Genomic DNA, 24,667 nt, shown 5'->3' with positions numbered 1-24,667 from the left:
CTGTCATGACCGCAGAAGTAGGGATATTGAACGCGAATGGAGTAGTGCTGGCAGCTGATTCCGCTCTGACGATGGGGAACAGCGAACAAATGAAAATATTCAATTCCGGAAATAAGATTTTTTCGTTGGGGCCGAGCCATTCGGTTGCCATGATGATGTTCGGGAATGTACAATTCATGGGGATTCCATGGGAAATCATCGTAACAGGCTTTCATCAGAAAATAGGTGCCCGGCCATTGGACTCGGTCTGGGATTACTGTACCGAATTTTTCAATTATCTTGAGAGTGTGGATGAGATCTACTCCTCGATCTATACCGAAGTGCTTATCATCGGGTATGCGGAGAATGTCTGCAATATTTTGGAGAATACGACGTATATACCTTCTCCTGGTACTTTTACTCTGGCGGATTACCAAAAAGCTGTCGAGGATAAAATTCCCGCTTTATTGAAAGAAAGCGAAAAAATGAAGAGCATCACCAAAAAGGCGCCGATCAAAGTTTTCGCCGATCGTTACGGGGAGAAACTGGATGAGGTTTTTAAGGAACTTTTCGATACGGTGTTCCTGGGCTTAAACCTCTATGACAAATTTAAGTCGGATCTTTATAAGCTTGTGCGGAATTATGTTTACAGCGACAGTTATTATCCCGACACCTACTCCGGCCTGGTGATCGCCGGTTTCGGCTTCGATGAGCTGTTCCCCAGCATCTATCAGTACGACATTTCCGGCGTCGTCGATAGAGTAATCAAAAAACGGCTGACTGTGCGCCAAATCGTGCTGAATGATTTCGCCGAAGACAGATGTTCATCGGCCATAGTTCCGTTTGCGCAACAGGATATGGTCCATACGGTCATAAACGGCATAGCGCCTGATCTGGAGGCTGATTTAGGGGAATTGCTCCGCGCTACACTCGAAAAACTCATTTCGGAACTGACCGAGAAAAAGTTGTTGAATGAAAGCGATGCTCCGGAAATCAACAAACTGAAGGCGACGCTGATCGAATCAGGCCTGAATGCCTTCGACAACATGAAACAGGAACGGCATTTGACCCCCGTGTTGATGACGATCGATTCGATGCCGAAGGAAGAACTTGCTTTGATAGCTGAAACATTGGTCAACATCACCTCTTTCAAAGGGAAAATCTCCTTTGCGATGGAAACGGTCGGTGGACCAATCGATGTGCTTTTGATCACGAAGGGGGACGGTCCTGTCTGGGTCAAGCGAAAGAACTACTTCAATCCCGACATCAATCGCCTGCGTTGATGAATCAGAGATTTCCCTCCGAAATTTCTATACTTGGTGTACAATGAATAAAATGAGTTTTATGAAGGGTGTTATTATGTATCTGAATATTCAAGAAACTGCCGATTATCTGGAAGTTCCGATCAGTGAAATCCATCGTTTGATCCGCGAACGGCAAGTCCGAATAATCGAAGTGGATGATGAAATATTACTGAATCGCGATCAGTTCAATTTTTTTATTGAACAAAGGGAAAAGTACAAACACGAATTGGAGGCCTATTTAAACACGCCTTTGCCGGAAGATCCTGACATCAAGGACGAAGATTGAAAAAAGCAGCGGGCTCTCAGATGATGAGAGTCCACTGCTTTTTATTTAAAATATAAGCGATTCGGTAGGCTTACAAGTTTTGTTTGCGTCTGTATTCAGACCGTGAGAGCCCGCTTGCATCCAGATTTTCTACAGGAACTGGCTGTTCCTCTGTAAAGTTAGGTTTCGTTTTTTTGGTCGACTTTACCGCAGAGCGCTTCTTGGTTTTGAGCTTACCCGATTTGAAAAGGTCCAACGCCAGGAAAACTGCGGCTGCAATAAAGAGACCGAACGAGAGAGCGCCTATCCAGCCGGATACGCCCAAGAGATCATCCAAAGTTGTCCGGAGATGGATGTATCTCAATAGTGCGCCCAAGCCTGCGCAAAGGATCGCCCGTTTGGTGTTTCCGCTGGCCAGTTTCAAGCGCTTGTTGCCCTCCATAAGCATACTGAAGACAGCAATCGCATAACTGATGAGTGCGGCATAAAGGAGCATATTGTGCACTCCCGTGATGTTCGCCAAAAAATCGCCGGCCATCGTTTGCGTATCGAGGAAAAGGAAAAATGTACCAAAGAAGACGCCGAGTATACCATTTCTGAAATGGGTGCCATGCTTTTTCAGCAATTTATTCAAGTTGGCCGAAAAGGAGAGGAATGCCAGTGCGTAGCAAGCGATGGCTACGTAGAGCGTCAAGTCGGAAATGCCTGTTCTGGCAACTATGAGCTGATCGCTGGCTGTTTGGGTGTGCAGATAGAGGAACCCGGTCCCCAATATCAAGCCGGATACGCCGCTACGGATTCGGGCACTTGCTTCGCGTTTTTGCTTACTTTTTCCAAACAGAACTTGTAGAGTGGCCAGGCCTAAAAATGCGAACGAAAGGTAAAAACCAAGGTCCGTAAGGCCGACTATGCTGCCGATAGAAGTAGCCTGCTGCAGGTATCCAAAGAGTATACCGAGAAGCACTGACGTAAATGGAAATCTGGACTCCTTGCCGTTGCGTTGTCTCATAATATGAATGAATGTCAGGATAAGTAGAAAAACGATGATGATCGGGTAGGTCATGCCTAATCCCCCTTGTATGTCTATTTGCTCTGAAAAAATTGCGGAATAACGCTTTTTTTTGCGATTCAGGAGCAGTCAAAAGATATCATAACACAGATTTATGATGCATTTGTTTCGGAATGACGATTATTTTATTAAGAAAGTATGACCTGTTCCAACATATGACAAAAAATGAGGACCGAAGCAAGCAAAAGTGAAGGTACTCGGTCAGGAGGCACCAAAAAAGCATACCGCTGCTAAATGAGCGGTACGCTGCGTAATGTAAAAGAGGAATCAGAAATTTGGCGGCGAATCTTCCGTTTCGTCAGGCAGCACATCATCCCAGCTTGTATCGAACGCATATTCTGACCCATAGTCTTCATATTCCGTGTCGAAAATATCCGAGTCCCCCAATTGAGATAATGCGAAGTTGATCAAACGAATCAAATCTTGTGAGTCCGTCAGCTTCAACTTATCCCGATTCTGCAGAATCGTGGGGCGGTCCTCCATTTCGTCAGGACTAGCATTTTTCGCGGCTACGCAAATCGGATAGCGGCAATCTTCTTGAGGAACAACCATCTCCGTGAGTTGGATATCCACTTCTATCACGGCATCTGTGAAATAGATGTAGGTCGCAGAATCATCGATATCAGTGAAAAATTTCTGCAGCGTCTGGTCCTCATTTTCCGCGCTGTCGTTTTCATCGTAATAATCGTATTCATTTTCTTCGATTTCATTCACATCTTCACGTTCTTCATCGGAATATCCCCTGAAGTCGCTGTCGTCCGTGTAATCTTCCAGAGTATCCAATGGTGTTTCTTCGATGATGATGGGAAGGAGATCGGTACCTCCGGAGCGCGTGACTTCAAAACGGTGTTCGTAAAACCCGCTCCAACTGAATGCTGCTTGGATGATGCTGTTGAAATCATAGAAAGTCTCATCGCTGTTCACTTGGATATCCCGCCATATAGGCACGCCGTTATCGCGGACAGCAATCCTGAATTCATAAATAGCGCTTTAAGAGGGTTGAGAGCAAAGAATAACGCACAGATACTTAATCGAAAGCCAATGGATAAGCGATCAGTATGTCTTCTCCAACTGTGTATGGTACACTGATAGTGTTGCTTGATTCAGCCTTTCATTACTCAAAAGGGCTGCGTATCGTAAATTCTACTTCCACATAAAGGAGATGTTTTATTGGAGAATTTTTCCATTGCAGTGAATGCAGTAATGCCTTTATTGTTGTTCATGTTGATCGGGCAGGGATTATTGCGGGCTAAACTATTGGATGGCACTACCTATCAAAAATTGAATAATGCTATTTTTCGATTCTTTTTGCCGATCAATCTTCTTATGAATGTTTACGAAGCCGATGTCAGAAGCACCTTCAGAGTGGATGTGCTTCTCTTCGCTGTCGGCCTCACGTTGAGCATCTTCTGCCTCTTTGCAGTGCTCATTCCGCGCATCGAAAAGGACAATACTAAACGCGGAGTGATGCTGCAAGGGACATTCCGCTCCAATTTTGTCCTGTTCGGTTTGCCGATTGCCACTTCGCTGTTGTCGGAAAGCCAGTTGGGGATGACATCGATACTGATTGCAGTCATCGTTCCCTTGAATAATGTTCTGTCGGTCGTGGCACTTTCCATCTATTCGGACCATAAAATCCAACCAGCGCAGATTATTCTGGACATCCTTAAGAACCCGATGTTCATCGGTACGCTTGCAGGAATTTTGATCAGTTTTACCGGCATCCGGTTCCCTGTATTCCTCGATGATACGTTGAGCGGCATCAAAGGGCTGGTAACACCGTTAGCACTGATTGTCATGGGCGGTACTTTCCGCTTTGATGCCTTGAAGAATGCGCGCATCCAACTGGCATTGACGGTATTCTTCAAGTTGGTTTTAATCCCGATAATTGGTCTGACGCTGGCTGTCCTCTACGGATTGACCCGAGAAAATCTGGTGCCGATGATGACGTTATTAGGCGGACCGACTGCTGTATCCAGCTACACGATGGCGCAACAGATGGGCGGGGACCCGGATTTGGCGAGCCAAATCGTCGTTTTCACTACTGTCTTGTCAATGTTCAGCTTGGTTGTGATCATAACGGTCCTCAAATCATTATTTTTGATTTGAATACAACGTAAGGAAACAAGAGCCTGCCGCTCAAGCAGATTCTTTTTTTTTTGCCATTCGCGTTCGCCTGTGGCCCGTCGAAAGCTTATAATGGATACAGATAGAACACAAATATCTTATGGTGGGGGACGATAAAGATGATCATCATCGGGATTACCGGAGGATCGGGAGCCGGCAAAACTACCGTAGCGAAAACAATCGCGGAAAGACTCGGCAAGAACAACGTTGTCTACATATCGCAGGATTGGTACTACAAGGATCAGACACATCTGAGTGTGGAAGAGCGCGTAAACCTGAATCTCGATCATCCAAATGCGTTCGATAACGAACTTTTGATCTCAGATTTGGTTAAACTCCGTTCCGGACAAGACATCGAGGCGCCGATCTACGATTTCGGTGTACAAGCGCGTTCGAAGAAGACGACCCCGATCGAGTCGAAGCCGGTCGTCATACTCGAAGGCATCCTGATTTTGGCCATACCCAAGTTGGTTTCCATGATTGACATCAAAATATTTGTGGATGCTGAACCGGATATCCGCCTGATCAGAAGAATCGAACGGGACATACGGGAGCGGAACAGCACCTATGAGAGCACAATCGCCCGCTATCTGACGACCGTCAAACCGATGCACGATGCCTTCATCGAGCCCTCCAAGGTTCAAGCTGACATCATCGTTCCACGCGGAGGCCAGAACGAAATCGCCACCGATATGCTTGGTGACCTAGTGGAACACTATAGCCATCATCATGTTTGAAGAGTGGTAGGGTCACAATAGATAAATTCCAAAAAATTATTATATATGAAAAAAGCATTAGAAATAGACAAGAAAACGGAAATAGTATATAGTGTTCCTATGCAGTAATACTACTGTCAAAAAAGCAGAACACGCATTGAAACGAGAGGATTTATTCAGTGGATAACACAGAATTGTTGACGCGATTTAATTTGACCAGACACGAAGCAACCATCTACCTGACTTTGCTTGCGGACGGGGATCTGAATGGCTATGAAGTATCAAAAATAACCGGCATTTCACGCTCGAACGCCTATGCATCATTAGCTTCATTGGTTGAAAAAGGAGCGGCTTTCATCATTGAGGGGGAGACAACCCGATACACGCCAGTGCCAGTGGAGGAATTCTGCGGGAATAAGATCCGATCCCTGCAGGAATCCAAGCAGGAATTGATCAAGAATATCCCGCAAAGAAGAGAAGATGCGGAGGGGTACATAACCATCACAGGCGAACACCGCATACTGGACAAAATGCGCAATATGATTTCAGAATCCAAGTCCCGTGTCTACTTGTCCGTTTCCGGAAATATCCTGCCGGACCTTTTGACGGAAATACAGGTTGCGCATCAGCGCGGCATAAAAATGGTCGTCATAACCGATACGCCGTTCCCTCAGGAAGGCATGACTGTCCATGTTTTAGAGAAGCCGAAGAAGCAAGTACGGATCATCGTGGACTCCACGACCGTTTTGACGGGTGATATCGATGAGGGCGAGTTTTCCACGTGCCTGTATTCCGGGAAGAAAAATGTAGTTGATTTATTGAAAGAATCGTTGCAGAACGAAATCAAAGTAGTCGAAATGATGAGAGGATTTGAAGCGAAATGACAAAAAAAGTATTTGTTGAAAAAGAGCAGTTGGAAGGAATCGTACAACAGTATCCGACGCCCTTCCATTTATATGATGAAAAAGGTATCCGTGAGAATGCGCGCAAATTGAATGCAGCTTTCTCCTGGAACAAAGGCTTTAAAGAATACTTCGCTGTGAAGGCAACACCGACACCGGCCATTCTGCAGATTCTGAAAGAAGAAGGTTGTGGCGTCGATTGTTCGACTTATACAGAGTTGATGATGGCTGATACACTCGGATTCAAAGGCGATGAAATCATGTTCTCTTCGAACGTGACGCCTAAAGAAGACTTTCAATTCGCCCACAAACTGAATGCGACCATCAATTTGGATGACATTACCCACATCGATTTCCTGGAAGAAGCAGCCGGATTGCCGGAAACGGTCAGCTGCCGATTCAATCCAGGCGGTGAGTTCACGATCAACAACGAAATCATGGACAAACCCGAAGACGCAAAATACGGCTTCACACGTCCGCAATTGACGGAAGGTTTCAAAAAGTTGATGGCAAAAGGCGTGAAACACTTCGGCCTGCATTCGTTCCTAGCCAGCAATAACGTTGCGGATGAATACTATCCGATCCTTGCAGGCATCCTGTTCCAGACGGCCGTCGAACTGAAGGAAGAAACAGGCGCGGACATCACTTTCATCAACTTATCAGGTGGAATCGGCATTCCTTACCTACCGGAGCAAAAAGCTGCAGATGTAGCAAAAATCGGCGAAGGTGTCCGCAAGGCGTTCGAAGAGATATTAGTGCCTGCCGGTTTGGGTGATGTTGCAATCTATACAGAGCTAGGCAGATATATGCTCGGACCATATGGTTGCTTAGTGGCGACAGCCATCCATGAAAAACACATCTACAAAGATTACATCGGCCTGGATGCCAGCGCAGTCAATTTGTTGCGTCCGGCAATGTACGGTGCTTATCATCACATCACCGTGATGGGCAAAGAAGATCAGCCAGCAGATCATTTGTATGATGTGACTGGCGGATTGTGCGAAAACAACGACAAATTCGCCGTTAACCGCATGCTGCCTAAAATCGACATCGGCGACTTGGTCGTGATTCATGATACAGGAGCGCATGGCTTCTCGATGGGGTACAACTACAACGGAAAATTGCGCTCGGCCGAAATCCTGTTGAAGGAAGACGGCGGCACGGAAATGATCCGCCGCGCAGAAACACCAGCGGATTATTTTGCAACGTTCGATTTTACGGGTCTTTTCAAAGACGTGAAATAAACGGAATCAAAAAAGAGGGGCCAACGAGCACATAAACTGCTCGCTGGCCCCTCTTTTTTTGCCTCGCATCAATAAATTGATTTGGCTGCATGATATAATGTACTCTGGATGAATGAACGAGGAGTGAGGGACATGTTTTTAAAAGAAACAATCAAGGAAAGCGTTTCGGCGCTTCCGTTGAAAGCTGGGGACTATTGCGTCATCACCGGAACGGCATTGGTGATGCATGGCATAAAAGAGGAAACTAAAGATATCGACATCAGCTGCACAAAGGAAGCGTTCCAAGCTTTAGCAGCTCAGGGATACCCGATCAAAAAAGGCGAATTTGCCCGCAAAGTGATCTACAGCGAAGACGTAGAAATTTTTGAGGATTGGCACAGCGGGGACAGCACGCTGATCGAGGGGGTTCCGGTCGCGAGCCTGGAATCAGTCATCGTTATGAAGAAGCAGCTGGGCCGGGAAAAAGATCTGTCAGACATCGCCAAAATTGAAGCGCATCTGGCCCAACGATAAAACCGGCAAAAAAAGCTGAAGAATGCCATTATAGAGGCGTTTCTTCAGCTTTTTGGATTGTCTGATTTAAACCAATAGTAATTGCAGCCAAGAGGGGGCAAAATACGCTCCGCCCATGGCAAGGAGAAAGAGGCCTTTCCAGATGATAGTAGGGATATATGTTTTAGTCGCCAAAGCTGTTCCGTCCCAATGGCTGTCATTTTTCAAAAGCAAAACAATGAAAAATTGATGGGCCAAGCCAAGCATATACCAGACGACGAAACTGATTGTGATGATGTCAACTGACTGATAAATCCTAATCAGAATGCTGGAGTCGTTCCGGTAGATCAAAATAGAAATACCAATCACAATCAGGATTATCAGATTCTGCCAAAAACTCTTTTCCCGAGCCAACAAATTCGTTAGTAGATAGATGCCCAAAAAAAGCGGAATAATCCAAAGCAACAGTCCCTGTAAATAGAGATAGGACATGACCACAAAGAACAATGCCTGCGAAACATAGCCGCCCAAAAGGCTAAAGAACATCCCCAACCCGCTGCGGTTTCCGATTTCGGCCAATCCGAGGATGCCGCTATTTTTGACGATTGAAGGCAGGACATTGAATTTTATCGACTGGATGCTTCCGCCCAATAAGCGCGCCGTCAGAGCATGGCCGCACTCATGGATTATGACGTTGGGGAGGTCCAGATAAATGCCGAACGTATACGCAAACCTGCCACGGCTAGAATAGGTGAAATAAGCTACCGCAACAAAGAGAACAATCAATACGGGAAGGTCCATCAAACGAGTATCCTCCTTTCGATAAATGCATCAGTACTCATTCAAGAGGATTACATGCAAATTTTATTTTTATGAAGATGATAGGGAATTATCATGATTAAATCCAAACGAATCACTAAATAGCAAGAAGCCTTCCTTTCGACGTATACAGAAAGGGAGGCTTCTTCGTTATCCAGTTGTTGAAGCTTGGGTTATTCGGTTTCGGTTGTAGTGCTGTCATTCCCGCCGAAAAGATTCGTGAAGAATTGGACGATGGATTCCCAAATGCCCATGCTGTCTTCCTTCAGTTGTTCTTGATCGACATTGCTCCAGGCTGTTTTTGCCTTCTCGAACAATTTTCCGCCAGTGGCTTGCAGTTCTTTACCGAAAGCTGCGATCTGTTCTTTTTGCTCGGCCGTCAGATTGATGTCACCAAAATTTATCATCAAGTTTTGGATATTTGTGATGTTGTCCGCTGACAGGATGCTGTCAAGGTTATAGTTTTTCAGCACATCCTCGACTATCTTACGGATTTCATCTGCACTGAGGGTCCCGTTGTTGGCATCCTTAGCTTCTTGGATATCTTGTTTCATTTCTACAATCGCTGCGTTCATCAATTCATCCGAATACCCGCTGTTGTCTTTATTTTCTTCGGTAACTGCAGAAGTGACAGCCAATTCTTCCTGGGCTACCCCTACGGCTTCAGAGTCCAATGTATTCCCTGAATCAGCAAAAGCTTTGTAGACACCGGCCAATGCGCCGGACCCGTCAACGGTTACGGCGGACGCTACCTTGATGTCCACATCCACTGCGCCCGCAGTGATGGCTGCATTCTTGTATTGCGCCTCTGTAATGGCGGTGATTGTTTCGGGAGTCAGGATTTCCACCGAAACAGCACCATCGCTGTCGGCAGGCGTGATGTACGTGCTCGAATAGACTTGGCTATAAGGATAATCATCCTGCAGCAAGCCGTTCAGTTCATTGACGGCCACAATCAACTCATTCGTCCCATCGGCCACTCCCAGTGTTTCTCTGGTTTCCTCCAGTTGGGCGGCATTCAGACTTTCGCCGTAAGTGAAGATCGGTTCGATTGCGACTTTATCGGCGAACGCTGCCGGAGCGGTAATTCCCAATAAGGCCAATGAAGCCAGACCTGTTGTCATCATTTTTTTCAGTTTCATGGTTTAACCTTCTTTCTTTCATAGCTTGCTAAAATTGTATCAAAGATAGACTACGAAATGTATTATGATTTTATTAAATAAGTATGAAGCTTCCGCGGCGGAAAGTCAAAGTATTCCCTAATAGGGGCCATTTGTACCGTTTCACGCACCGTTGTCCTTAGTCATGCGCGAAATCGTCTCAAAAGTCGTTTCTGCAGCCGTTCAAATTATGAATTTGGACACCAAATGAAGGAACACAAGTATAATTGTGTTCCCTATGAAACGTTGATTTATCAATGCCGAAATGGTATGCTTTTTTTAGCGAAATCACCCGAAAACCCCCGGATATCGGAGGGGATAAAATAGAGGAAACAAGAGGACATTTCAGTGAATACCACTCATGCAATCAAAGACATTAGCCAAATTCAAACATTGATGGACGTTTATCCGCCTCATTCGAAAAATCGCCTGCTGCTGGAGTATGCTATCCGGACAGGTCTGCGCATCAGCGACATCCTGAACGTGAAGGTGGGGCAAGTGCTGGGGAAAGAGTCGTATCAGATCGTCGAGATGAAAACAGGCAAGAAGAAGGAGCTGGCCATCCATGACCGTTTGAAGCAATCCATTTCGGATTACGTGGAACGGGAAGGGCTGACTGCTGCTGACTATTTGTTCTATTCCAACGCCGACAAGAGCAGCCACATCAAGCGAACGCAGGCACACCGCATCATCGCACATGCCGGGGATATGATCGGCATCACCTTGAGTGCCCATTCGCTGCGGAAGAGCTTCGGCTACCATTCCTATAAGCAGGGCGTCGATATTTCCTTGCTCCAGACAATCTTTCAGCACTCTTCGCAGGCGGTCACGCTCCGCTATATAGACATCACCCAGGAGAACATCAACAACGTATACAAACGGGTTGATTTCGGATTTTAACACCCATAAAAAAGAATAACGTGTTTTGAGAGAGTTTCGTGATGGTGGGTACACATTCCCGATTGAAATCGCCTCAAAATGCGTTTCCGCAAAAACAGCAAAAAGTGCACCTTGCCATCTAAAGTCGGCAGGGTGCACTTTTTTAATTTGATGGTGATTTATAATCCCATATCTTTTTTCATTTTCTCAAGCTCATCTTCGACAGATGCCGAGCCTTGACTGGCGTATTTTTCTTCCAGTGCCTTCGCTTCGTCGATCGGTGTCATGTTCAACTCGGACATCGCATTCGCTTCATCCAACATTTTGTCGGCTTTTTCTTCCATGCGTTCGAAAGAGCTCATGGCACCTTTCGTGCTTGCGATGGAATCCGTCGCTTTGTTGAGTGTTTCCTGGGTTTTGGCGACCGCCATCTTGGATTTGATCATTTCGCGGCGGGATTTGAGCGTTTCGATGTCGGTTGCCAGTTTATCGTGCATCTGACGCATCTTGACGGCATTTTCATGAGCCGAGGCGTATGAAGTCGCCAAGCCTGCACCTACATTTTCCAATTCCTGTTTTTTGCTCAGGAAGATGCGGGCGTCGTTCTCGTTGCCGGCTTCCAGAGCTTTTTTGGCATAATCGGTGTATTTGATGACTTCCGCCTGATTTTCATCGACCAAACGCTTGGTCCGGGTCTCTTCCGCCATAACACCAGCTGTGCTCCTTTTGACTTCAGCCAAATCTTCCATCATGTCGCGCAGGTATTGGTCGATCATTTTGGCTGGATTTTCCATTTTGTCGATCAAAGCATTGATGTTTGCACTGATGATATCCGAGAATCTTTCCAGTATTGCCATTTCCGTTTCCTCCTTATGGGTTCGTGTCTTCCTGGGTTTCGTCTTCTGCCTGCGGGGTAGGGCTGGTATCGACTTTCTGCGGGACATCGGCATCATATTTTTTCCTCAGTTCTTCCGCCTCAGTATTGCCGAAAGTATCCAACGGCGTCTTCAGAATATCTTCCGTTTGCTGCGCTTCCAGGTTCTTTTGTTTTTTTGCATGACGCCACCAGAAGAACAGAAGGGCGAGCAGAATGATGACTCCGAAAACGATCAGAACAGCGATCCACGGGGAACGCGTCACTTCCATGATGCGGTCTGCGGAATCCCGGAATGCATCGCTGAAAAACTCTTCGTCCGTTCTGTTGTCATCATAATAGTAGGAATCGATGTAATCAAGCAGAACATCACCGGCTTCGGTATCGATGACAGTGGCCGCCTGGGTACCGACTACATAATAATCCATGTACATGCTGGACTGATATTCGAAAAATACCAACAGCAGATGGGCCTCGTCCGCAAATAGTTCATCATATTTTTCGTTCGCGAAGCTTTCCAAATCCTCCATCGAGGGATTCGTCGAACCGTTGATGTCATCCGTCAAGTACAGATAGGGTTGCACGCCGGTTTTTTCGTAGAAATGCTTCATCCCCGAGGTCAATTCAGAACGGTTTCCGATCCAACCGATTGTGTCTGTGTAATAATCCGTTTCCGTGACCGAACCATCCGGAAGGGGCTCCCGTTCCACTGTAGAAAGGGTGATTTCGTTATTCCCGCCCGAACCGGAAAGAGAAGATCCCGTGTTGAAGGAGAAAACCAAACCGAAAACAATAGCCAGAATGATCACAACCAGTGCGATCGTACCGCAGCCTAAACCGCAGCCCGGAGCACCTCTAGGGCTACCACCAGAGTAATTAGGACCGCCGGAAGATGGGCCTCTGATAATGGGGCCACTCCGGAAAATCGGACCGCTTGAACCGGAAGAACGGGGGATATTAAACCCGCCGCCCCCAAAAGATCCGCTACTTCCTTTGCTTCCACCACCACGACCACTTTTGCTGCTGCCGAAGGATCCTCCGCCGAAGGAACTGCCGCGACCGCCGCTACTACGGCTGCCACCGAAAGAACCACCACCTCCCCGTGATCCGCCACCGCCACCTCTTGCCATATATACACCTCCTTGAGTACTTGCTTTCCTCATCAAAGTCAATCTATCGCAGTGCGTAAGCGCCGTCAATTTAAAGCCATTGGATAAATAAGACAACATTTATAGCTTTCAGAAAAATGCATGTCAGATTTTCTTACAAGTAATGTAACACTATCATCGACAAAATCTGGAAGAAACGGTAAGATATGCTTACCTGGATTAAACAAATTTATTTAATGGAACGGAAATCTGCACGATAATCATAGTATTGCAGCAAAATGCGGAAGGGGTGGGCCAAGTGAAGTTGACCGAAGGAGCAGAAATGGACGATTTTTTATTTTTGATGAAGAATGGGAGTTGTGAAAATTTCCAATCTCAGCTGAAACGAGATTTCACTGCGGTGATTTTCCTGAGACATCTGGGCTGCGGCATGAGCCAACTCGATATGCTGAAATACCGGGATGCCTATCATTTCCTCAAAGACCAAGGGATCGAGATCATGATGGTAATACAAGGGGCAGAAGCCGCTGTTTCCGAGAGAACGGCTAAAATGAACATTCCGTTCACCGTCATAGCGGACCCTGAGCAATCCTTGTATGAGCACTTTGATATCCCTTCATCGGACTCGATGCGCAATCTTGTTTACGGCGTTTCCGAAGAAAAACTGCTGGAATTCGAATACTATGGGATTGAATGTCAACGTTTTGAGGGCAATGAACTGCAACTGCAGGCGACAATCGTCGTGGACAGAAAAGGGCAGGTTGTTTTGAGCCATTACTCCGAAAACATCAGCGATGTGCCATCTCCATCAGAATTGTACCAAATGCTGCAGGCTGTGCCTGTAGGAAGCTGAAAATAGAAAAAAGTAGCGGATACGGCCATTTTCCTAGAGAAGGAAAGGGCGCATCCGCTTTTTTGTTGCCTATTCTACAAATGGTATCATTCGTCCAATCAGCTCCCAAGGTGGTAATATATAAGTGTAAACGACGCTGGAAGCCTGTCTGGAGCGAGGAGTGAATGGTACTATGAAAAACGTAACAGTCAACAGATTGAAATTGGAGCAGTTTTTGCTGGTTCTGAAAGAAAGGGTGGCCCCAGAATACAAGAGTCAAACGGAACAAGATATCCTCACCTTCATGGAAGAAATCGTGACAGAGCAAAGAAAAAACGTGAATTATGATGATTTGATCAGGAAGGTTCAGTCCTGTTCAGGTTGCAATCGTGCCTATCTCGAAGCTGGGCTCGACATCCGTATGAACAAATTTTCCCATGGCTCTTTAGCCGAACTGGTCCTCAACAGCGTGGATACGGATGATTATCTCACATTGCTGGAAATCGAAAATCCTACTGCTTCAGATTTAGAATTTCTTGAGGAAGTCAAAGAGAAGCTTTTTGCGTATTTCGACTGAAAACTATACTATAAAGTGTGCTTAGGCTTATCTGTGATTCGAGCAGGATTTAATCCCGTCCATGCAGCTCAGATAAGCCTATTTATATGAAAAATGTCGTCAGTCGCGTCAAATGACTCAAATACCAATGCAAACCTGCCTGTACCTTAAGATTCCTTAGATTTCTTCAATCGCGGTTCAATAACCTTAATCAGCGGCCCTTCAACAATAATTATCTGCAGCGGCCTGATTATATTCATGTCAATCTAATCTATAAATGCTTGTAATGGCTGACCGTCCAGCTAATTATTTTGTTAAACTGCCAGCATTTATGATTTGATTAACCCTAAAGCAACGAATCCAACGGATGAATATAAAAAATGATGCTTTTGATGCCAATAATTATCAATAGATATTCTGGACCTGCAAATACGTGAAAAACGGGGGATTATGGCCGCATCAAATCCTATCTGCAAAAATTCTATATTCTAGTTTACATAATATATATTATACTAAGTTAAATATAAAAATGATCATATACTGAGATAACCATAATCGTCCGGACCATACCGCATAAAAATAGCAAAATTGCGAAATAATCAACGTTATCGCAATTTTGCTATATATTATTATTTATTCGTCATTTTAACTTATCCCGCGTCAACATCATCATGCATCGAATCGATCGCTGCATACAAGATTTCTTCAGCAATCAAATCTTTTGACCGCACCGAAATTTGGATTGGTTCTTTATCCGCTTGAAAAATGGTCACTTCATTTGTTTCTTTGTTGAAACCTGCATATTCTTTCGAAACGTCATTTGCTACGATCATGTCCGCATTTTTGCGTTTCAGCTTATCCAGCGCATAATGTTCGACATCATTCGTTTCAGCCGCAAAACCGATCAAAAATTGGCCTGTTTTTCTTTTTCCTAGTTCAGCCAGAATATCTGTCGTTTTCTCCAAAACCAAAGTTAAATCCTCGTTTGTTTTCTTGATTTTGACGTTTGCTTGTGTTTTCGGTCTGTAATCAGATACAGCCGCTGCCATGATGACCATATCTAGATTGTGAAATTTATCTAAAACTTCTGATTCCATTTCTTCGGATGATTGTACGTAAATTGATTCGACTCCAAAAGGTATCGGCAATAGATTCGTTGCGGTTACCAATTTCACCTCAGCACCTAAATCACGGGCGGCTTTAGCCAAACTGTAGCCCATTTTTCCGGAAGAATCATTGCTGATGAATCTTACCGGATCGATGCGCTCTTTTGTTCCTCCTGCTGTGATGAGCACTTTTTTACCTTTCAAAGGCAGTTCTTTGGCGTTATTCAGAACGACCAGCTGTGCGGCCTCCACAATTTTTTCCGGTTCAGGCATGCGCCCTTTGCCTTCATAACCTTCAGCCAAAAAGCCTGTGTCAGGTTCCATGATTTCATAGCCGTAACTTTTCAGAGCTTCCATATTCCGGGCTGTAGCCGGATTCTCCAGCATATGTTGGTTCATGGCAGGCACAATCAGGCGTGGAGCCGTCGTAGCCAATAGCGCAGTCGACACAAAATCATCGGCAATGCCGTTCGCCATCTTGGCGATGATGTTTGCTGTTGCTGGCGCTATGACTGCAAGCTCCGTCCAATCTGCCAAATGGATATGACTGACGAACTGTGCATCTTTTTCATCGAATGTGTCTGTATAGACATCGTGCTTGCTCAATACTTGGAATGTCAACGGCGTTACGAATTCCTGGGCCGAAGCGGTCATCGCGACTTTAACTTCAGCGCCCGCTTTAATGAATTTTCTGACGAGATCGGCTGCTTTATAGACTGCGATGCCGCCTGTTACATAGATGGTTACTTTCTTGTTTGTTAACAAATTATACGCCCCGCTTACATTCGACTATTTTCCTTGCTTGTTGCCCTCTTGGCTATCGATGAAGGCTCTCGCCCGGCTGATGAATTCCTTCAATACTTTAATCCGGGCATATTCTTTTTGGGTTCCTTCGACAATGATCCACGGAGCATCTTTCGTGTCCGTTCTGGCGATCATTTCGTTCATTGCTTTTTCGTATTGCTCAAATTTTTCGTGGTTTCGCCAATCTTCGTCGGTCAGTTTGTAATTCTTCTCCGGATCGCTTTCCCGGTCCTTGAAGCGCTGTTTTTGCTCTTCTTTGTCGATCACGATCAGGAACTTAATGATCAACAAGCCGTCATGGACCAAGTTGTGTTCCATTTCATTGATTTCATCATAGGCAGCGGCCCAACGGTACTCTGGAGCGAAACCTTCCACCCGTTCAACCAATACGCGGCCGTACCAGCTTCTGTCATAGATGGTCATCTTTCCTTTTACCGGGAATGTCTGATAGAAACGCCAAAGATAGTTATAGCGGCTCTCGTTTTCCGTAGGTGCTGCTGTCGTGGCGACATCATAGCTGCGGGGGTCGATCAGTCTCGTTAATCGGCTGATTGCACCACCCTTGCCGGCTGCATCCGTCCCTTCGAACACAAGGATACACGGAATCTTTTTCAGCCACATTTCGTAGACCAATTGCCCCGCTTCTTCCTGCAGTTTTGGCAGCTGCGCCTCATACTCTTCTTCCGTTATGGCGGCTTTCAGATCGACTTTGGCCAGTGGCTTTTCCTTCAGGCCGGAACGTATCGGCGCGGGTGGTTTCTTTTCGGTCTGCTCAAGATGACTTTTCAAAGTGCTGATTGCGATGCTGATCGCTTCTCGGGAAGCGTCTTTCAGATCCTCTGAAGAAATTACGTGCCACGGAGACGATTCGAAATTTGTGTTTTCCAGTATTTTATCGAAATGTTTCAAATATTTAGGGTACTTTTTGAGTTGTTTTTCATCGTCTTTCGTGATGAGGAATTCTCTGTAAGGATCTTCTTTCAGTTTCGAAATCCGTTTTTCCATCGTGTTTTCGGACTGGTGCAGAAACAGTTTCAGGACAATCGTGTTATCAGCAACCAGCATCCGCTCCAAGAAACTAATATAGCCAAGGTGATGTTCCAGTCGTTCATCCTTCACTTTCAGATCGTTCATGAGTTCAGAATAGAAACTCCGGTCAAAAAAAGCGATCCTCCCTTTTCCGGGTAAATCCCGTGCGAAACGCCACAAAAAAGGACGCTCTGCGAAATCGTCCAAGGCATCATCAAAGGCGCTTACTTCGAAATAACGCGGATCCAATTCTCTCGTCAGATCCTTCAATATATGCCCTTTTCCTGAGGATTCCCAGCCATCGACGACAATCAGCATGGATGAATCGCTATTGACCAATTTTCTTTGCAAAGCGGCCAATTCTCTGCCGAGTTCAGACCTTTTTGTGCCGGATAATGTCTTGTCTTTTTTATCAAAATCAAAGTCCTTTAACATATGCTACGCCACCTTTTCTGCTTTTAACTATTTTATCACAAAACAGACTGATGCAAAGTGATTCGGATTAGTTGATAATTGCAGCAGACGATTTAAAAGGCGCTATTCTGTGAAAGGGACAACTTCGATGGTGACATGGTTGTAGTCACCGATGATTTTTGAAACTGGACAGCGTTTATGGGCGGATTGCGCAAGTTTCTCGACTTCCGCCAATTCCATGTCTTCGACTGAAACAAAGGCCTTCAGATCGAAATAAAAGCCTTTTCCGTCTTCTTCCCTGCAGAAATCGACATGGACTTCCGCTTTGCTTCTCGCCTCGGCTTTCCTCGCTTTAAGCAAAGCCTCAATTGTAGCATTCAAGCAAGTCGCCCATGACAAGCCAAATAACTGTTCCGGATTGAAGCCGGCTAAATCTTTCAGTGGATCTGAAGTTTGCAGGGATTCCCCATCCGAAACAGATACGTTCCCGTTCAATCCCTCATCATTGATAATTTCCGTATGATATAAAGAATTTTTCATTTTAATTAGTCCCCTTTCTTACCGCAGTACTTGTAGTTTCTTTCCTCTATCTTAACATGATTTACAACATTTGGCTGAAAAAAACAGCACCGGATATCCCCTGAAGGGAAATCTGGTGCTGTCGGATGTGGAGCGATTACGCGGTGATCAATTGTTCAAGCAAATCAGGTCTGAAGCCGAAAAATGGCTCAACGCCATCAAAGACGACTACAGGCAAAGATTGGAAACCCAACTCTTTGACTTCAGCCAGGGCCACTTCGGATTCCTGGATATCTTTGATTTCATAACGGATGCTGTTGTCATCCAAAAATTTCTTTGTGAAATTGCACTGCATGCAATTTGGTTTCGTGTATACTGTGACATTCTTGTTCGACATGATGGTTCCCTCCATTGATTATCCGATAAAAACTTTTTTCGAATAAAGCTTATGGATACATCATACAGTATTATCGATTAAAAAACAAACCATATCTAGTGGTTTATGACTAAATGAATCAGTCCAGATCGATGGAGAGTTCCTGCGCAGCGGCCGAAGATCTGATTTTTTCATAGACGAAATTCATGCTTGGCGGGAAGAAAAGCATGCTGATGATGGTCCCTTCGCGTACGGTAATGGCGGTGTCGGTTGAGAATGCGATCAGCAAAGCAGCTGCGATCAACAACACATCGACTATTTGGCGCACTTTCCCGAAGTTGAAGCCGAAACGGTTACTGAAGGCCATACAAGCACCCTCCAAAGGCATACTGATGTAATTTAAAGCCATCATCGATCCGACCCCGATTGCGGCTATGATGCCCCCTAAAATGACCATGGCGATCTTCACCCAGTACTGGTCGATCGTCAAACCGGAAAAAACTGTATAAAGCATCAGGTTCATCACTTGGCCGAGAATCAATGTGACAGGAATCTGAAACAATTGTCTGAGCGAAAAATCTTTTTTCATCAAAAGCCATTGGATGCCTACACATGTGATATTCAAAATGATTGCCAGCGTCCCGATTTTGATGCCGGAAAGTTGGTTGATGCTCATGTTAAGGGCTTCATAGGCACCAACGCCGACGTTAGCTTTCACTGTGATGCTCGCACCGATAGCGGTTATGATGACCGCCACGATGACCAATAACATGTTCTTTAAATGTTTCGTCATTTTTTCACCTATCCATTCGTTATTCTGCTAAGTCATTATAAAGAAATAAGCAACGAATTGCAATTCGTTGCCTACTCCGGATCTTCTATTTATTTTGAGTAGACGACTTTTCCGTCCACTAATGTATACAGCGTTTCGCCTTTTACTTTCCAGCCGGTGAATGGCGTATTTGTCGCTTTCGAAAGGAAGTCTTCGCTGCGGATTTCGTATTCGTTGGCCAAGTCGAAGATGGCGATGTCCGCTTGGGAACCGATATCCAGTGTTCCTGACCCCATACCGAACAATGCTGCTGGCTTGACGGTCATCCAATCAACCAGTTGTTTCAAGGTGAAGACGCCGCCCAAGACGAAGTTGGAATACATTAATTGGAAAGCAGTCTCGATGCCCACGATGCCGAATGGAGCGCCGACCATACCGCCTTGTTTTTCTTCTTCGCCGTGCGGTGCATGATCGGTTGCGATGCAGTCGATTGTGCCGTCCAACAAACCTTCGATCAAGGCTGCGCGGTCTTCAGCGCCGCGCAATGGCGGGTTCATTTTGTAGATGGCAGTATCCGTTGGGATGGAACCATCGATCAGAATCAAGTGATGTGGTGCGACTTCGGCAGTGACATGGATCCCAGCGCGCTTGGCATCACGGATGACGCGTACGCTCTCTTTTGTGGAAACGTGGCAGACATGGTAATGACAGCCTGTCGCTTCCGCCAAAAGCACGTCGCGGGCGATTTGGGTGGATTCCGTAACGCTCAAAATTCCCGGCAGATCCAATTCGTCGGAACGGGTGCCTTTGTGCATCACGCCTCCGAACAACAGCGAATCGTCTTCTGTATGCGCAACAAGAGCGACGTTATTCTTTGCGGCTTCCTTCATTGCCAAATACATCGTTCCAGCTGTTTGGACACCTACACCATCGTTAGTGAAAGCGAAAGCGCCGGCTTCCAATAATTGCTTCTGATCGGTGAGGACATCACTGCGCAAGTTCTCGGTGATGGGCGCGTACTGTTTGACTTTGATGATGGCTGTGTCTTTGATCAGTTGTTGGATTGCAGCGAATTTATCTGCGGTATCCGGAACTGGATTCAGGTTCGGCATTGCGCAGACTGTCGTGAAACCTCCGCGAGCGGCTGCCTGTGTTCCTGTTTCGATTGTCTCTTTATAGGTGAATCCTGGTTCACGCAAGTGCACGTGCACGTCGATCAATCCAGGAGTTACCAGACCGCCCTTGGCATCGATGACTGTCGCATCCTCAGCCGTTCCTTGCAGATCCTGGCCGATTGTGGCAATTTTATCGTCTTTCACATATATCTCTACAGGAATAAGTTCCTCTTTTTGACCCAACATTTTCGCATTTTTTATCCAAACTGACATGTTATCCCTCCACTGGTGAATTGTTATTGTTATACATTCGTTGTTCTTCCGTTTACGATGGCTTCCAAGATGGCCATTCTGGCAAAGACGCCATTTTTCATTTGCGTCACGATCCGTGAGCGGCGGCATTCCACTAGGCTGTCCGCCAATTCCACGTCGCGGTTGACAGGAGCGGGATGCATGATGATGGCTGTTTCCTTCATGCGTGCTTCCCGAGCGACTGTCAGTCCGAATTGGTCTAGATACTCTGCTTTTGTATAGCGCATTGCTTTTCCGCCATGGCGTTCCGTCTGGACGCGGAGCAGCATCATGACATCGACTTCTCCGATGATGTCATCAATGTCCATGTGCGTGCCGTATTGGTCGAAAGTAGAATCGTACCACTCTTCCGGACCCGTGAAATAGACGGTCGCTCCAAGGCGTTGTAGCATCTGCATGTTTGTTTTGGCGACGCGCGAGTGCGACAAGTCGCCGCAAATGGCCACCTTCACACCGCTGAAAGTATGGAACTCTTCATAGATCGTCAACAGGTCAAGCAAACACTGGCTCGGATGCTGGCCGGCGCCGTCACCGCCGTTCACGATGGATGCAGTAACGCCCGGGCTTTCGATCAATTCCTTGTAATAAGCTTCTGCGCTGTGGCGGATAACGACCACATCCACGCCGATCGCCGATAAGGTCAGGACTGTGTCATAAAGTGTTTCGCCTTTGCTGACGCTGCTGGTCGAAGTGTCAAAACTGATGACTTTCATCCCCAACTTGTGTTCCGCCATTTCGAAACTTTTGTGTGTGCGAGTGCTGTTCTCGAAAAATAAGTTCGAAGCGTAGATTCCCTCAGTCAAAGTCCTGTCAGGTTGGACACCACTTTTGAATTCGGATGCACGTAGGATCAGTGACATGATTTCCAGATTCGTGAGTTCCTCGACACTTACAAAGTTTTTTAATGCGGTCTGATTTGTAGTCTGCATCATTTTAAAGCCCTCCAATTAGTTTTTTTGTGAATGGAGGCAAAAAGAACCCGAAGAATTTGTAAGCTCTTCAGGTTCTAGGCCAGCCGCTCCCGGATTTAGATACAGAGCGGCCATCTAGTGACCTTGCGGGCCTCACAGGACCCCCTTAAAGTCTCACATTCGCTATTAAATTGTGCGATAGGATAAATCTCCAGAAAAAAAGCCCATGGTCAAAGAGACAATGGGCATAAAGTCATGATGAAGGCGCAGTACGCCTGACATGCTCCTTAGTAGTCTCTCTGGACTCTCGTTAAAGGAAATTCATTCTGTTGCTAAAATAATAACGCGCACAGTTGCTTTTGTCAATGCTGGCCAGGCGGATGCTGTGTTTTTTCTCGATCAAACTGGACACAGTCCCCTCAGCCGATGCGCATCGGCTTGGAACGGTCATCATGTCCGATGAAGGCCGTTTCCAATAACGGGAACCCGTACCGCGAAGCGTAGTTGCGGCACACAGACATAAAAGCGGCCCTTTTTCCGTCTAACTCGATTTGCGTGAAATGCCCGATGAGCATGCCGTTGATCTTTTCGAACGCGCCCAATTGTTCCAGTTGAGCCAAGCCGCTGCACATCGCTTCGTATCTGCCGCCTGCCGATTCGAGGACCAACACTTTGTTTTCCAATTCCGGCCAATAAGGGGTTCCTGCCAGCTTCAGGAAGCAGCGCAGATTCCCGCCTGCAAAAACTGCCGAAGATTGCTCAGAGGGATTATTTCCGCTTGTTTCGAACGTTTCAGTCCAGTCTGCATCATTTCGGCTGGATAAATCACGGAGGGCTTGTGTCTGGAATGCTTCCTCCCGGCTCACGAGCACTTTGGGATTATAGAGGATATTCTGGATGCCGGTTTTGGCTTGGATCGCATTCACGATCACGGAATTATCGCTGTATCCGAAATAAGGCTTGGGATTTCTTTTGATGATCCCGAAATCGAGATAAGGCAATATTTCATTGGCCAAATCCCCGCCGGATAAGTCAAATATCGCCTTTACGCTCGCGTTGGAGTATAGGGACAACAAAGCCCCTGCACGGGATGCAGGGGCCTCAGTTTGCTGTGTCTCTTTATCCAGGAAAAGGACATCACTCATTACGGTCTCAAGGCCAAAATCATCCTTGAGTTTCCGGCTGAGCGACGAAACGATTTCCAACGAGCGATCATTATTCGTTAATCCGTTCGAACAGCTGATGAAGCCGATCGCATCTCCCGGATGCCACATAAAGATCACTACCTTTCTGTCAGACCAAGATATCTTGGATGGATAATTCCTGAAGTTCAGCAAATACTTTTTCGGGCGTCAATGTTTTCTTCGTTTCAGCGTCGTAATCGTTCATGATTTGACCGTGATGCAGCACCAGCATGCGGTTTCCGTATTGGATCGCGTCCTGCAGATTGTGGGTGATCATGATGCTGGTGAGGTTGTTGTCGATTACCTGTTGATTCGTCAATTCCAGAACCAATTTGGCCGTTTTCGGATCCAAGGCTGCCGTATGTTCATCCAGCAGCAGGATATCCGGTCGTTTCATCGTTGCCATCAGCAGAGCGATGGCTTGCCTCTGACCGCCCGACAACAGCCCGATATCCGAGCCCATCCGATTTTCCAGGCCTAAGCCCAATTTTTTCAGTTCCTCTTTGAAGAACGCTTTTTCTTCATGCGAAGTTCCGAAACGCAGCGTCCGTTTTTGGCCTCGGCGGTATGCCAAGGATAAATTCTCCTGCACCGTCATCCGTGGGGCCGTCCCCATTTTTGGATCCTGGAAGACCCGGCTGATGTAAGGCGCTCGTTTGTCTTCTTTGAAGAAGGTAACATTTTGTCCGTTTACGATGATATCGCCTGTATCAGGCAGGAAGTTTCCGGAAATGGCATTCAACAAGGTTGATTTGCCGGCTCCGTTGCCTCCGACCAAAGTGATGAAATCGCCTTGTCTGACCGTTAGATTGACGTCCTGCAGTGCGTTGACCTGATTGGGCGAACCAGGGTAGAACGTTTTGGAGACATGTGACATCGTCAACATCGCTTCCTGATTAGTCATTTCGCTTCACCTTCTTTCGCAATGAATACATGTAGTAGGTTTCCTTGATTTTCGGCAACGCCAAGAAGAAGGTCAACAATACAGCTGAAATCAACTTGAAGTCATTCGGGTTCATTCCCGCCTCCAATACCATCACCATGATCAGTCGGTACAGGACCGAACCCAGCATCAGGCAAACCAAACGCATTTTGAAAGAGACATTCGTGAACAATACTTCGCCGATGATGATCGAAGCAAGACCAATGACAATCGTTCCGATACCCATACTGATGTCGGCGTAGCCATTGTCCTGGGCGATGATGGACCCCGCCAAAGCAACGATCCCGTTCGAAATCATCAATCCGACGATTTTCATCGTGTTTGTGGAAATACCCAGCGAGCGGGCCATCGCTTCATTGTCACCCGTTGCGATGACAGCTTGACCGAATTCCGTTTTGAAGAAGATGACATAGAGCCCAATGATCATGGCGACTACCAACAAGCCTAAGGTAATGGTGTCGAAATGTCTGGGAAGATTCATATTTTCGAAAACCGTGAAGATTGTATTCTTGCCCAACAGACTGATGTTTGCTCTTCCCATCACGCGCAGGTTGATGGAATAGAGGCCGGTCATCGTCAGAATACCTGCCAAAAGGCTGGGAATCTGCAGTTTTGTGATCAAAAAGCCAGTGATCAGTCCGGCTGAACTGCCGGCAATGATGGCAAATATAATCGCGATATACGGATTCGCTCCTAAAGTGATGGCTTGAACAGCCACAGCCGCACCGAGAGGGAACGCCCCCTCGGTTGTCATATCGGCTAAATCTAAAATACGGAAACTTACAAATAAACCAAGTGCCAGAATACTCCAGAGCAACCCTTGGGAGACGGCGGAAATAATCATGTTCATTAAAT

At 46.2% G+C, this 24,667-nt stretch carries 26 protein-coding genes; 10 read left to right on the top strand and 16 right to left on the bottom strand.

What is annotated here, in order from left to right:
• The first annotated feature begins 5 nt into the window (after nt 1-5).
• Nucleotides 6-1,262: a hypothetical protein gene (locus BMZ71_RS02160; protein ID WP_086988005.1), complete on the top strand. Its 1,257-nt coding sequence runs from the start codon at nt 6-8 to the stop codon at nt 1,260-1,262.
• A gap of 76 nt (nt 1,263-1,338) precedes the next feature.
• Nucleotides 1,339-1,569, top strand: coding sequence for a MerR family transcriptional regulator (locus BMZ71_RS02155; protein ID WP_086988004.1), 231 nt, complete (start codon nt 1,339-1,341; stop codon nt 1,567-1,569).
• A 70-nt stretch (nt 1,570-1,639) separates the two neighbouring features.
• On the opposite strand, the gene BMZ71_RS02150 is transcribed toward BMZ71_RS02155, so the two are convergent.
• Both BMZ71_RS02150 and BMZ71_RS02145 read right to left on the bottom strand, forming a co-directional pair.
• Complete coding sequence (locus BMZ71_RS02150) at nt 1,640-2,611, bottom strand: hypothetical protein (RefSeq protein WP_086988003.1); 972 nt, start codon at nt 2,609-2,611, stop codon at nt 1,640-1,642.
• 273 nt (nt 2,612-2,884) lie between these two features.
• Nucleotides 2,885-3,601 carry an IS1096 element passenger TnpR family protein gene (locus tag BMZ71_RS02145; protein WP_086988002.1) on the bottom strand — a complete coding sequence of 239 codons (717 nt, stop codon included), beginning with the start codon at nt 3,599-3,601 and terminating at the stop codon, nt 2,885-2,887.
• A 186-nt stretch (nt 3,602-3,787) separates the two neighbouring features.
• Between BMZ71_RS02145 and BMZ71_RS02140 the strand changes: the two genes are divergently transcribed.
• The 5 genes from BMZ71_RS02140 to BMZ71_RS02120 all read left to right on the top strand — a co-directional run bounded on the left by BMZ71_RS02140 (nt 3,788) and on the right by BMZ71_RS02120 (nt 8,119).
• Nucleotides 3,788-4,726, top strand: coding sequence for an AEC family transporter (locus BMZ71_RS02140; protein ID WP_086988001.1), 939 nt, complete (start codon nt 3,788-3,790; stop codon nt 4,724-4,726).
• A 137-nt stretch (nt 4,727-4,863) separates the two neighbouring features.
• Nucleotides 4,864-5,481 carry a uridine kinase gene (udk, locus tag BMZ71_RS02135; RefSeq protein ID WP_086988000.1) on the top strand — a complete coding sequence of 206 codons (618 nt, stop codon included), beginning with the start codon at nt 4,864-4,866 and terminating at the stop codon, nt 5,479-5,481.
• 158 nt (nt 5,482-5,639) lie between these two features.
• On the top strand, nt 5,640-6,344 hold the full coding sequence (locus tag BMZ71_RS02130) for a TrmB family transcriptional regulator (RefSeq protein ID WP_086987999.1): 705 nt from the start codon (nt 5,640-5,642) through the stop codon (nt 6,342-6,344).
• On the top strand, nt 6,341-7,606 hold the full coding sequence (locus BMZ71_RS02125; RefSeq protein ID WP_086987998.1) for a diaminopimelate decarboxylase: 1,266 nt from the start codon (nt 6,341-6,343) through the stop codon (nt 7,604-7,606). The genes BMZ71_RS02130 and BMZ71_RS02125 overlap by 4 nt, the downstream gene beginning before the upstream one ends.
• A gap of 132 nt (nt 7,607-7,738) precedes the next feature.
• A complete protein-coding gene (locus BMZ71_RS02120) occupies nt 7,739-8,119 on the top strand; it encodes a hypothetical protein (RefSeq protein ID WP_086987997.1) in 381 nt (126 codons plus the stop codon).
• A 66-nt stretch (nt 8,120-8,185) separates the two neighbouring features.
• On the opposite strand, the gene BMZ71_RS02115 is transcribed toward BMZ71_RS02120, so the two are convergent.
• Nucleotides 8,186-8,899, bottom strand: coding sequence for a M50 family metallopeptidase (locus tag BMZ71_RS02115; protein WP_086987996.1), 714 nt, complete (start codon nt 8,897-8,899; stop codon nt 8,186-8,188).
• 191 nt (nt 8,900-9,090) lie between these two features.
• Entirely contained in the window at nt 9,091-10,059 is a 969-nt protein-coding gene (locus BMZ71_RS02110) for a DUF1002 domain-containing protein (RefSeq protein WP_086987995.1), read from the bottom strand.
• Between the two features lie 366 nt (nt 10,060-10,425).
• Here BMZ71_RS02110 and BMZ71_RS02105 point away from each other — a divergent pair, with 366 nt between their 5' ends.
• Entirely contained in the window at nt 10,426-10,977 is a 552-nt protein-coding gene (locus tag BMZ71_RS02105; protein WP_086987994.1) for a tyrosine-type recombinase/integrase, read from the top strand.
• Nucleotides 10,978-11,135: 158 nt separating this feature from the next.
• On the opposite strand, the gene BMZ71_RS02100 is transcribed toward BMZ71_RS02105, so the two are convergent.
• Both BMZ71_RS02100 and BMZ71_RS02095 read right to left on the bottom strand, forming a co-directional pair.
• On the bottom strand, nt 11,136-11,813 hold the full coding sequence (locus BMZ71_RS02100; RefSeq protein ID WP_086987993.1) for a PspA/IM30 family protein: 678 nt from the start codon (nt 11,811-11,813) through the stop codon (nt 11,136-11,138).
• 13 nt (nt 11,814-11,826) lie between these two features.
• On the bottom strand, nt 11,827-12,960 hold the full coding sequence (locus BMZ71_RS02095; protein WP_218142757.1) for a hypothetical protein: 1,134 nt from the start codon (nt 12,958-12,960) through the stop codon (nt 11,827-11,829).
• A gap of 301 nt (nt 12,961-13,261) precedes the next feature.
• Here BMZ71_RS02095 and BMZ71_RS02090 point away from each other — a divergent pair, with 301 nt between their 5' ends.
• Together BMZ71_RS02090 and BMZ71_RS02085 are read left to right on the top strand one after the other, a co-directional pair.
• Nucleotides 13,262-13,792, top strand: a complete 531-nt coding sequence (locus tag BMZ71_RS02090) for a redoxin domain-containing protein (protein WP_177187457.1) — start codon at nt 13,262-13,264, stop codon at nt 13,790-13,792.
• Between the two features lie 172 nt (nt 13,793-13,964).
• Nucleotides 13,965-14,348: a hypothetical protein gene (locus tag BMZ71_RS02085; RefSeq protein ID WP_086987991.1), complete on the top strand. Its 384-nt coding sequence runs from the start codon at nt 13,965-13,967 to the stop codon at nt 14,346-14,348.
• Nucleotides 14,349-14,977: 629 nt separating this feature from the next.
• Here BMZ71_RS02085 and coaBC read toward each other — a convergent pair.
• From coaBC to BMZ71_RS02035, 10 genes are all read right to left on the bottom strand, one after another.
• Nucleotides 14,978-16,198 carry a bifunctional phosphopantothenoylcysteine decarboxylase/phosphopantothenate--cysteine ligase CoaBC gene (gene coaBC / locus BMZ71_RS02080; protein WP_086987990.1) on the bottom strand — a complete coding sequence of 407 codons (1,221 nt, stop codon included), beginning with the start codon at nt 16,196-16,198 and terminating at the stop codon, nt 14,978-14,980.
• Between the two features lie 24 nt (nt 16,199-16,222).
• Nucleotides 16,223-17,701: a hypothetical protein gene (locus BMZ71_RS02075; RefSeq protein WP_086987989.1), complete on the bottom strand. Its 1,479-nt coding sequence runs from the start codon at nt 17,699-17,701 to the stop codon at nt 16,223-16,225.
• Nucleotides 17,702-17,803: 102 nt separating this feature from the next.
• Nucleotides 17,804-18,220, bottom strand: coding sequence for an OsmC family protein (locus BMZ71_RS02070; protein WP_086987988.1), 417 nt, complete (start codon nt 18,218-18,220; stop codon nt 17,804-17,806).
• Nucleotides 18,221-18,356: 136 nt separating this feature from the next.
• Complete coding sequence (gene nrdH / locus BMZ71_RS02065; RefSeq protein WP_068559518.1) at nt 18,357-18,596, bottom strand: glutaredoxin-like protein NrdH; 240 nt, start codon at nt 18,594-18,596, stop codon at nt 18,357-18,359.
• 118 nt (nt 18,597-18,714) lie between these two features.
• Nucleotides 18,715-19,368, bottom strand: a complete 654-nt coding sequence (locus BMZ71_RS02060) for a YczE/YyaS/YitT family protein (protein WP_086987987.1) — start codon at nt 19,366-19,368, stop codon at nt 18,715-18,717.
• An 89-nt stretch (nt 19,369-19,457) separates the two neighbouring features.
• Nucleotides 19,458-20,735 carry a dihydroorotase gene (locus BMZ71_RS02055; protein WP_086987986.1) on the bottom strand — a complete coding sequence of 426 codons (1,278 nt, stop codon included), beginning with the start codon at nt 20,733-20,735 and terminating at the stop codon, nt 19,458-19,460.
• Nucleotides 20,736-20,764: 29 nt separating this feature from the next.
• Nucleotides 20,765-21,706, bottom strand: a complete 942-nt coding sequence (locus BMZ71_RS02050) for an aspartate carbamoyltransferase catalytic subunit (protein ID WP_086987985.1) — start codon at nt 21,704-21,706, stop codon at nt 20,765-20,767.
• A 398-nt stretch (nt 21,707-22,104) separates the two neighbouring features.
• Nucleotides 22,105-22,959, bottom strand: coding sequence for an LD-carboxypeptidase (locus BMZ71_RS02045; protein WP_086987984.1), 855 nt, complete (start codon nt 22,957-22,959; stop codon nt 22,105-22,107).
• A 19-nt stretch (nt 22,960-22,978) separates the two neighbouring features.
• Complete coding sequence (locus BMZ71_RS02040; protein WP_086987983.1) at nt 22,979-23,773, bottom strand: ABC transporter ATP-binding protein; 795 nt, start codon at nt 23,771-23,773, stop codon at nt 22,979-22,981.
• Nucleotides 23,766-24,662, bottom strand: a complete 897-nt coding sequence (locus BMZ71_RS02035) for an ABC transporter permease (protein WP_086987982.1) — start codon at nt 24,660-24,662, stop codon at nt 23,766-23,768. Before BMZ71_RS02035 ends, BMZ71_RS02040 begins: the two co-directional genes overlap by 8 nt.
• Nucleotides 24,663-24,667: the final 5 nt, after the last annotated feature.

This window comes from Trichococcus flocculiformis (genome assembly GCF_900113645.1).
GTDB classification, from domain to species: Bacteria; Bacillota; Bacilli; order Lactobacillales; family Aerococcaceae; genus Trichococcus; species Trichococcus flocculiformis.
This window is presented reverse-complemented; position numbering and strand designations above follow the sequence as displayed.

Coding starts and splice junctions, on each gene's coding strand:
- BMZ71_RS02160 (WP_086988005.1), top strand. CDS start 6: ATGACCGCAGAAGTAGGGATATTGAACGCGAATGGAGTAGTGCTGGCA.
- BMZ71_RS02155 (WP_086988004.1), top strand. CDS start 1,339: ATGTATCTGAATATTCAAGAAACTGCCGATTATCTGGAAGTTCCGATC.
- BMZ71_RS02150 (WP_086988003.1), bottom strand. CDS start 2,611: ATGACCTACCCGATCATCATCGTTTTTCTACTTATCCTGACATTCATT.
- udk (WP_086988000.1), top strand. CDS start 4,864: ATGATCATCATCGGGATTACCGGAGGATCGGGAGCCGGCAAAACTACC.
- BMZ71_RS02125 (WP_086987998.1), top strand. CDS start 6,341: ATGACAAAAAAAGTATTTGTTGAAAAAGAGCAGTTGGAAGGAATCGTA.
- BMZ71_RS02120 (WP_086987997.1), top strand. CDS start 7,739: ATGTTTTTAAAAGAAACAATCAAGGAAAGCGTTTCGGCGCTTCCGTTG.
- BMZ71_RS02115 (WP_086987996.1), bottom strand. CDS start 8,899: ATGGACCTTCCCGTATTGATTGTTCTCTTTGTTGCGGTAGCTTATTTC.
- BMZ71_RS02110 (WP_086987995.1), bottom strand. CDS start 10,059: ATGAAACTGAAAAAAATGATGACAACAGGTCTGGCTTCATTGGCCTTA.
- BMZ71_RS02100 (WP_086987993.1), bottom strand. CDS start 11,813: ATGGCAATACTGGAAAGATTCTCGGATATCATCAGTGCAAACATCAAT.
- BMZ71_RS02095 (WP_218142757.1), bottom strand. CDS start 12,960: ATGGCAAGAGGTGGCGGTGGCGGATCACGGGGAGGTGGTGGTTCTTTC.
- BMZ71_RS02090 (WP_177187457.1), top strand. CDS start 13,262: ATGGACGATTTTTTATTTTTGATGAAGAATGGGAGTTGTGAAAATTTC.
- BMZ71_RS02085 (WP_086987991.1), top strand. CDS start 13,965: ATGAAAAACGTAACAGTCAACAGATTGAAATTGGAGCAGTTTTTGCTG.
- BMZ71_RS02075 (WP_086987989.1), bottom strand. CDS start 17,701: ATGTTAAAGGACTTTGATTTTGATAAAAAAGACAAGACATTATCCGGC.
- BMZ71_RS02070 (WP_086987988.1), bottom strand. CDS start 18,220: ATGAAAAATTCTTTATATCATACGGAAATTATCAATGATGAGGGATTG.
- nrdH (WP_068559518.1), bottom strand. CDS start 18,596: ATGTCGAACAAGAATGTCACAGTATACACGAAACCAAATTGCATGCAG.
- BMZ71_RS02060 (WP_086987987.1), bottom strand. CDS start 19,368: ATGACGAAACATTTAAAGAACATGTTATTGGTCATCGTGGCGGTCATC.
- BMZ71_RS02055 (WP_086987986.1), bottom strand. CDS start 20,735: ATGTCAGTTTGGATAAAAAATGCGAAAATGTTGGGTCAAAAAGAGGAA.
- BMZ71_RS02050 (WP_086987985.1), bottom strand. CDS start 21,706: ATGATGCAGACTACAAATCAGACCGCATTAAAAAACTTTGTAAGTGTC.
- BMZ71_RS02045 (WP_086987984.1), bottom strand. CDS start 22,959: ATGTGGCATCCGGGAGATGCGATCGGCTTCATCAGCTGTTCGAACGGA.
- BMZ71_RS02040 (WP_086987983.1), bottom strand. CDS start 23,773: ATGACTAATCAGGAAGCGATGTTGACGATGTCACATGTCTCCAAAACG.
- BMZ71_RS02035 (WP_086987982.1), bottom strand. CDS start 24,662: ATGAACATGATTATTTCCGCCGTCTCCCAAGGGTTGCTCTGGAGTATT.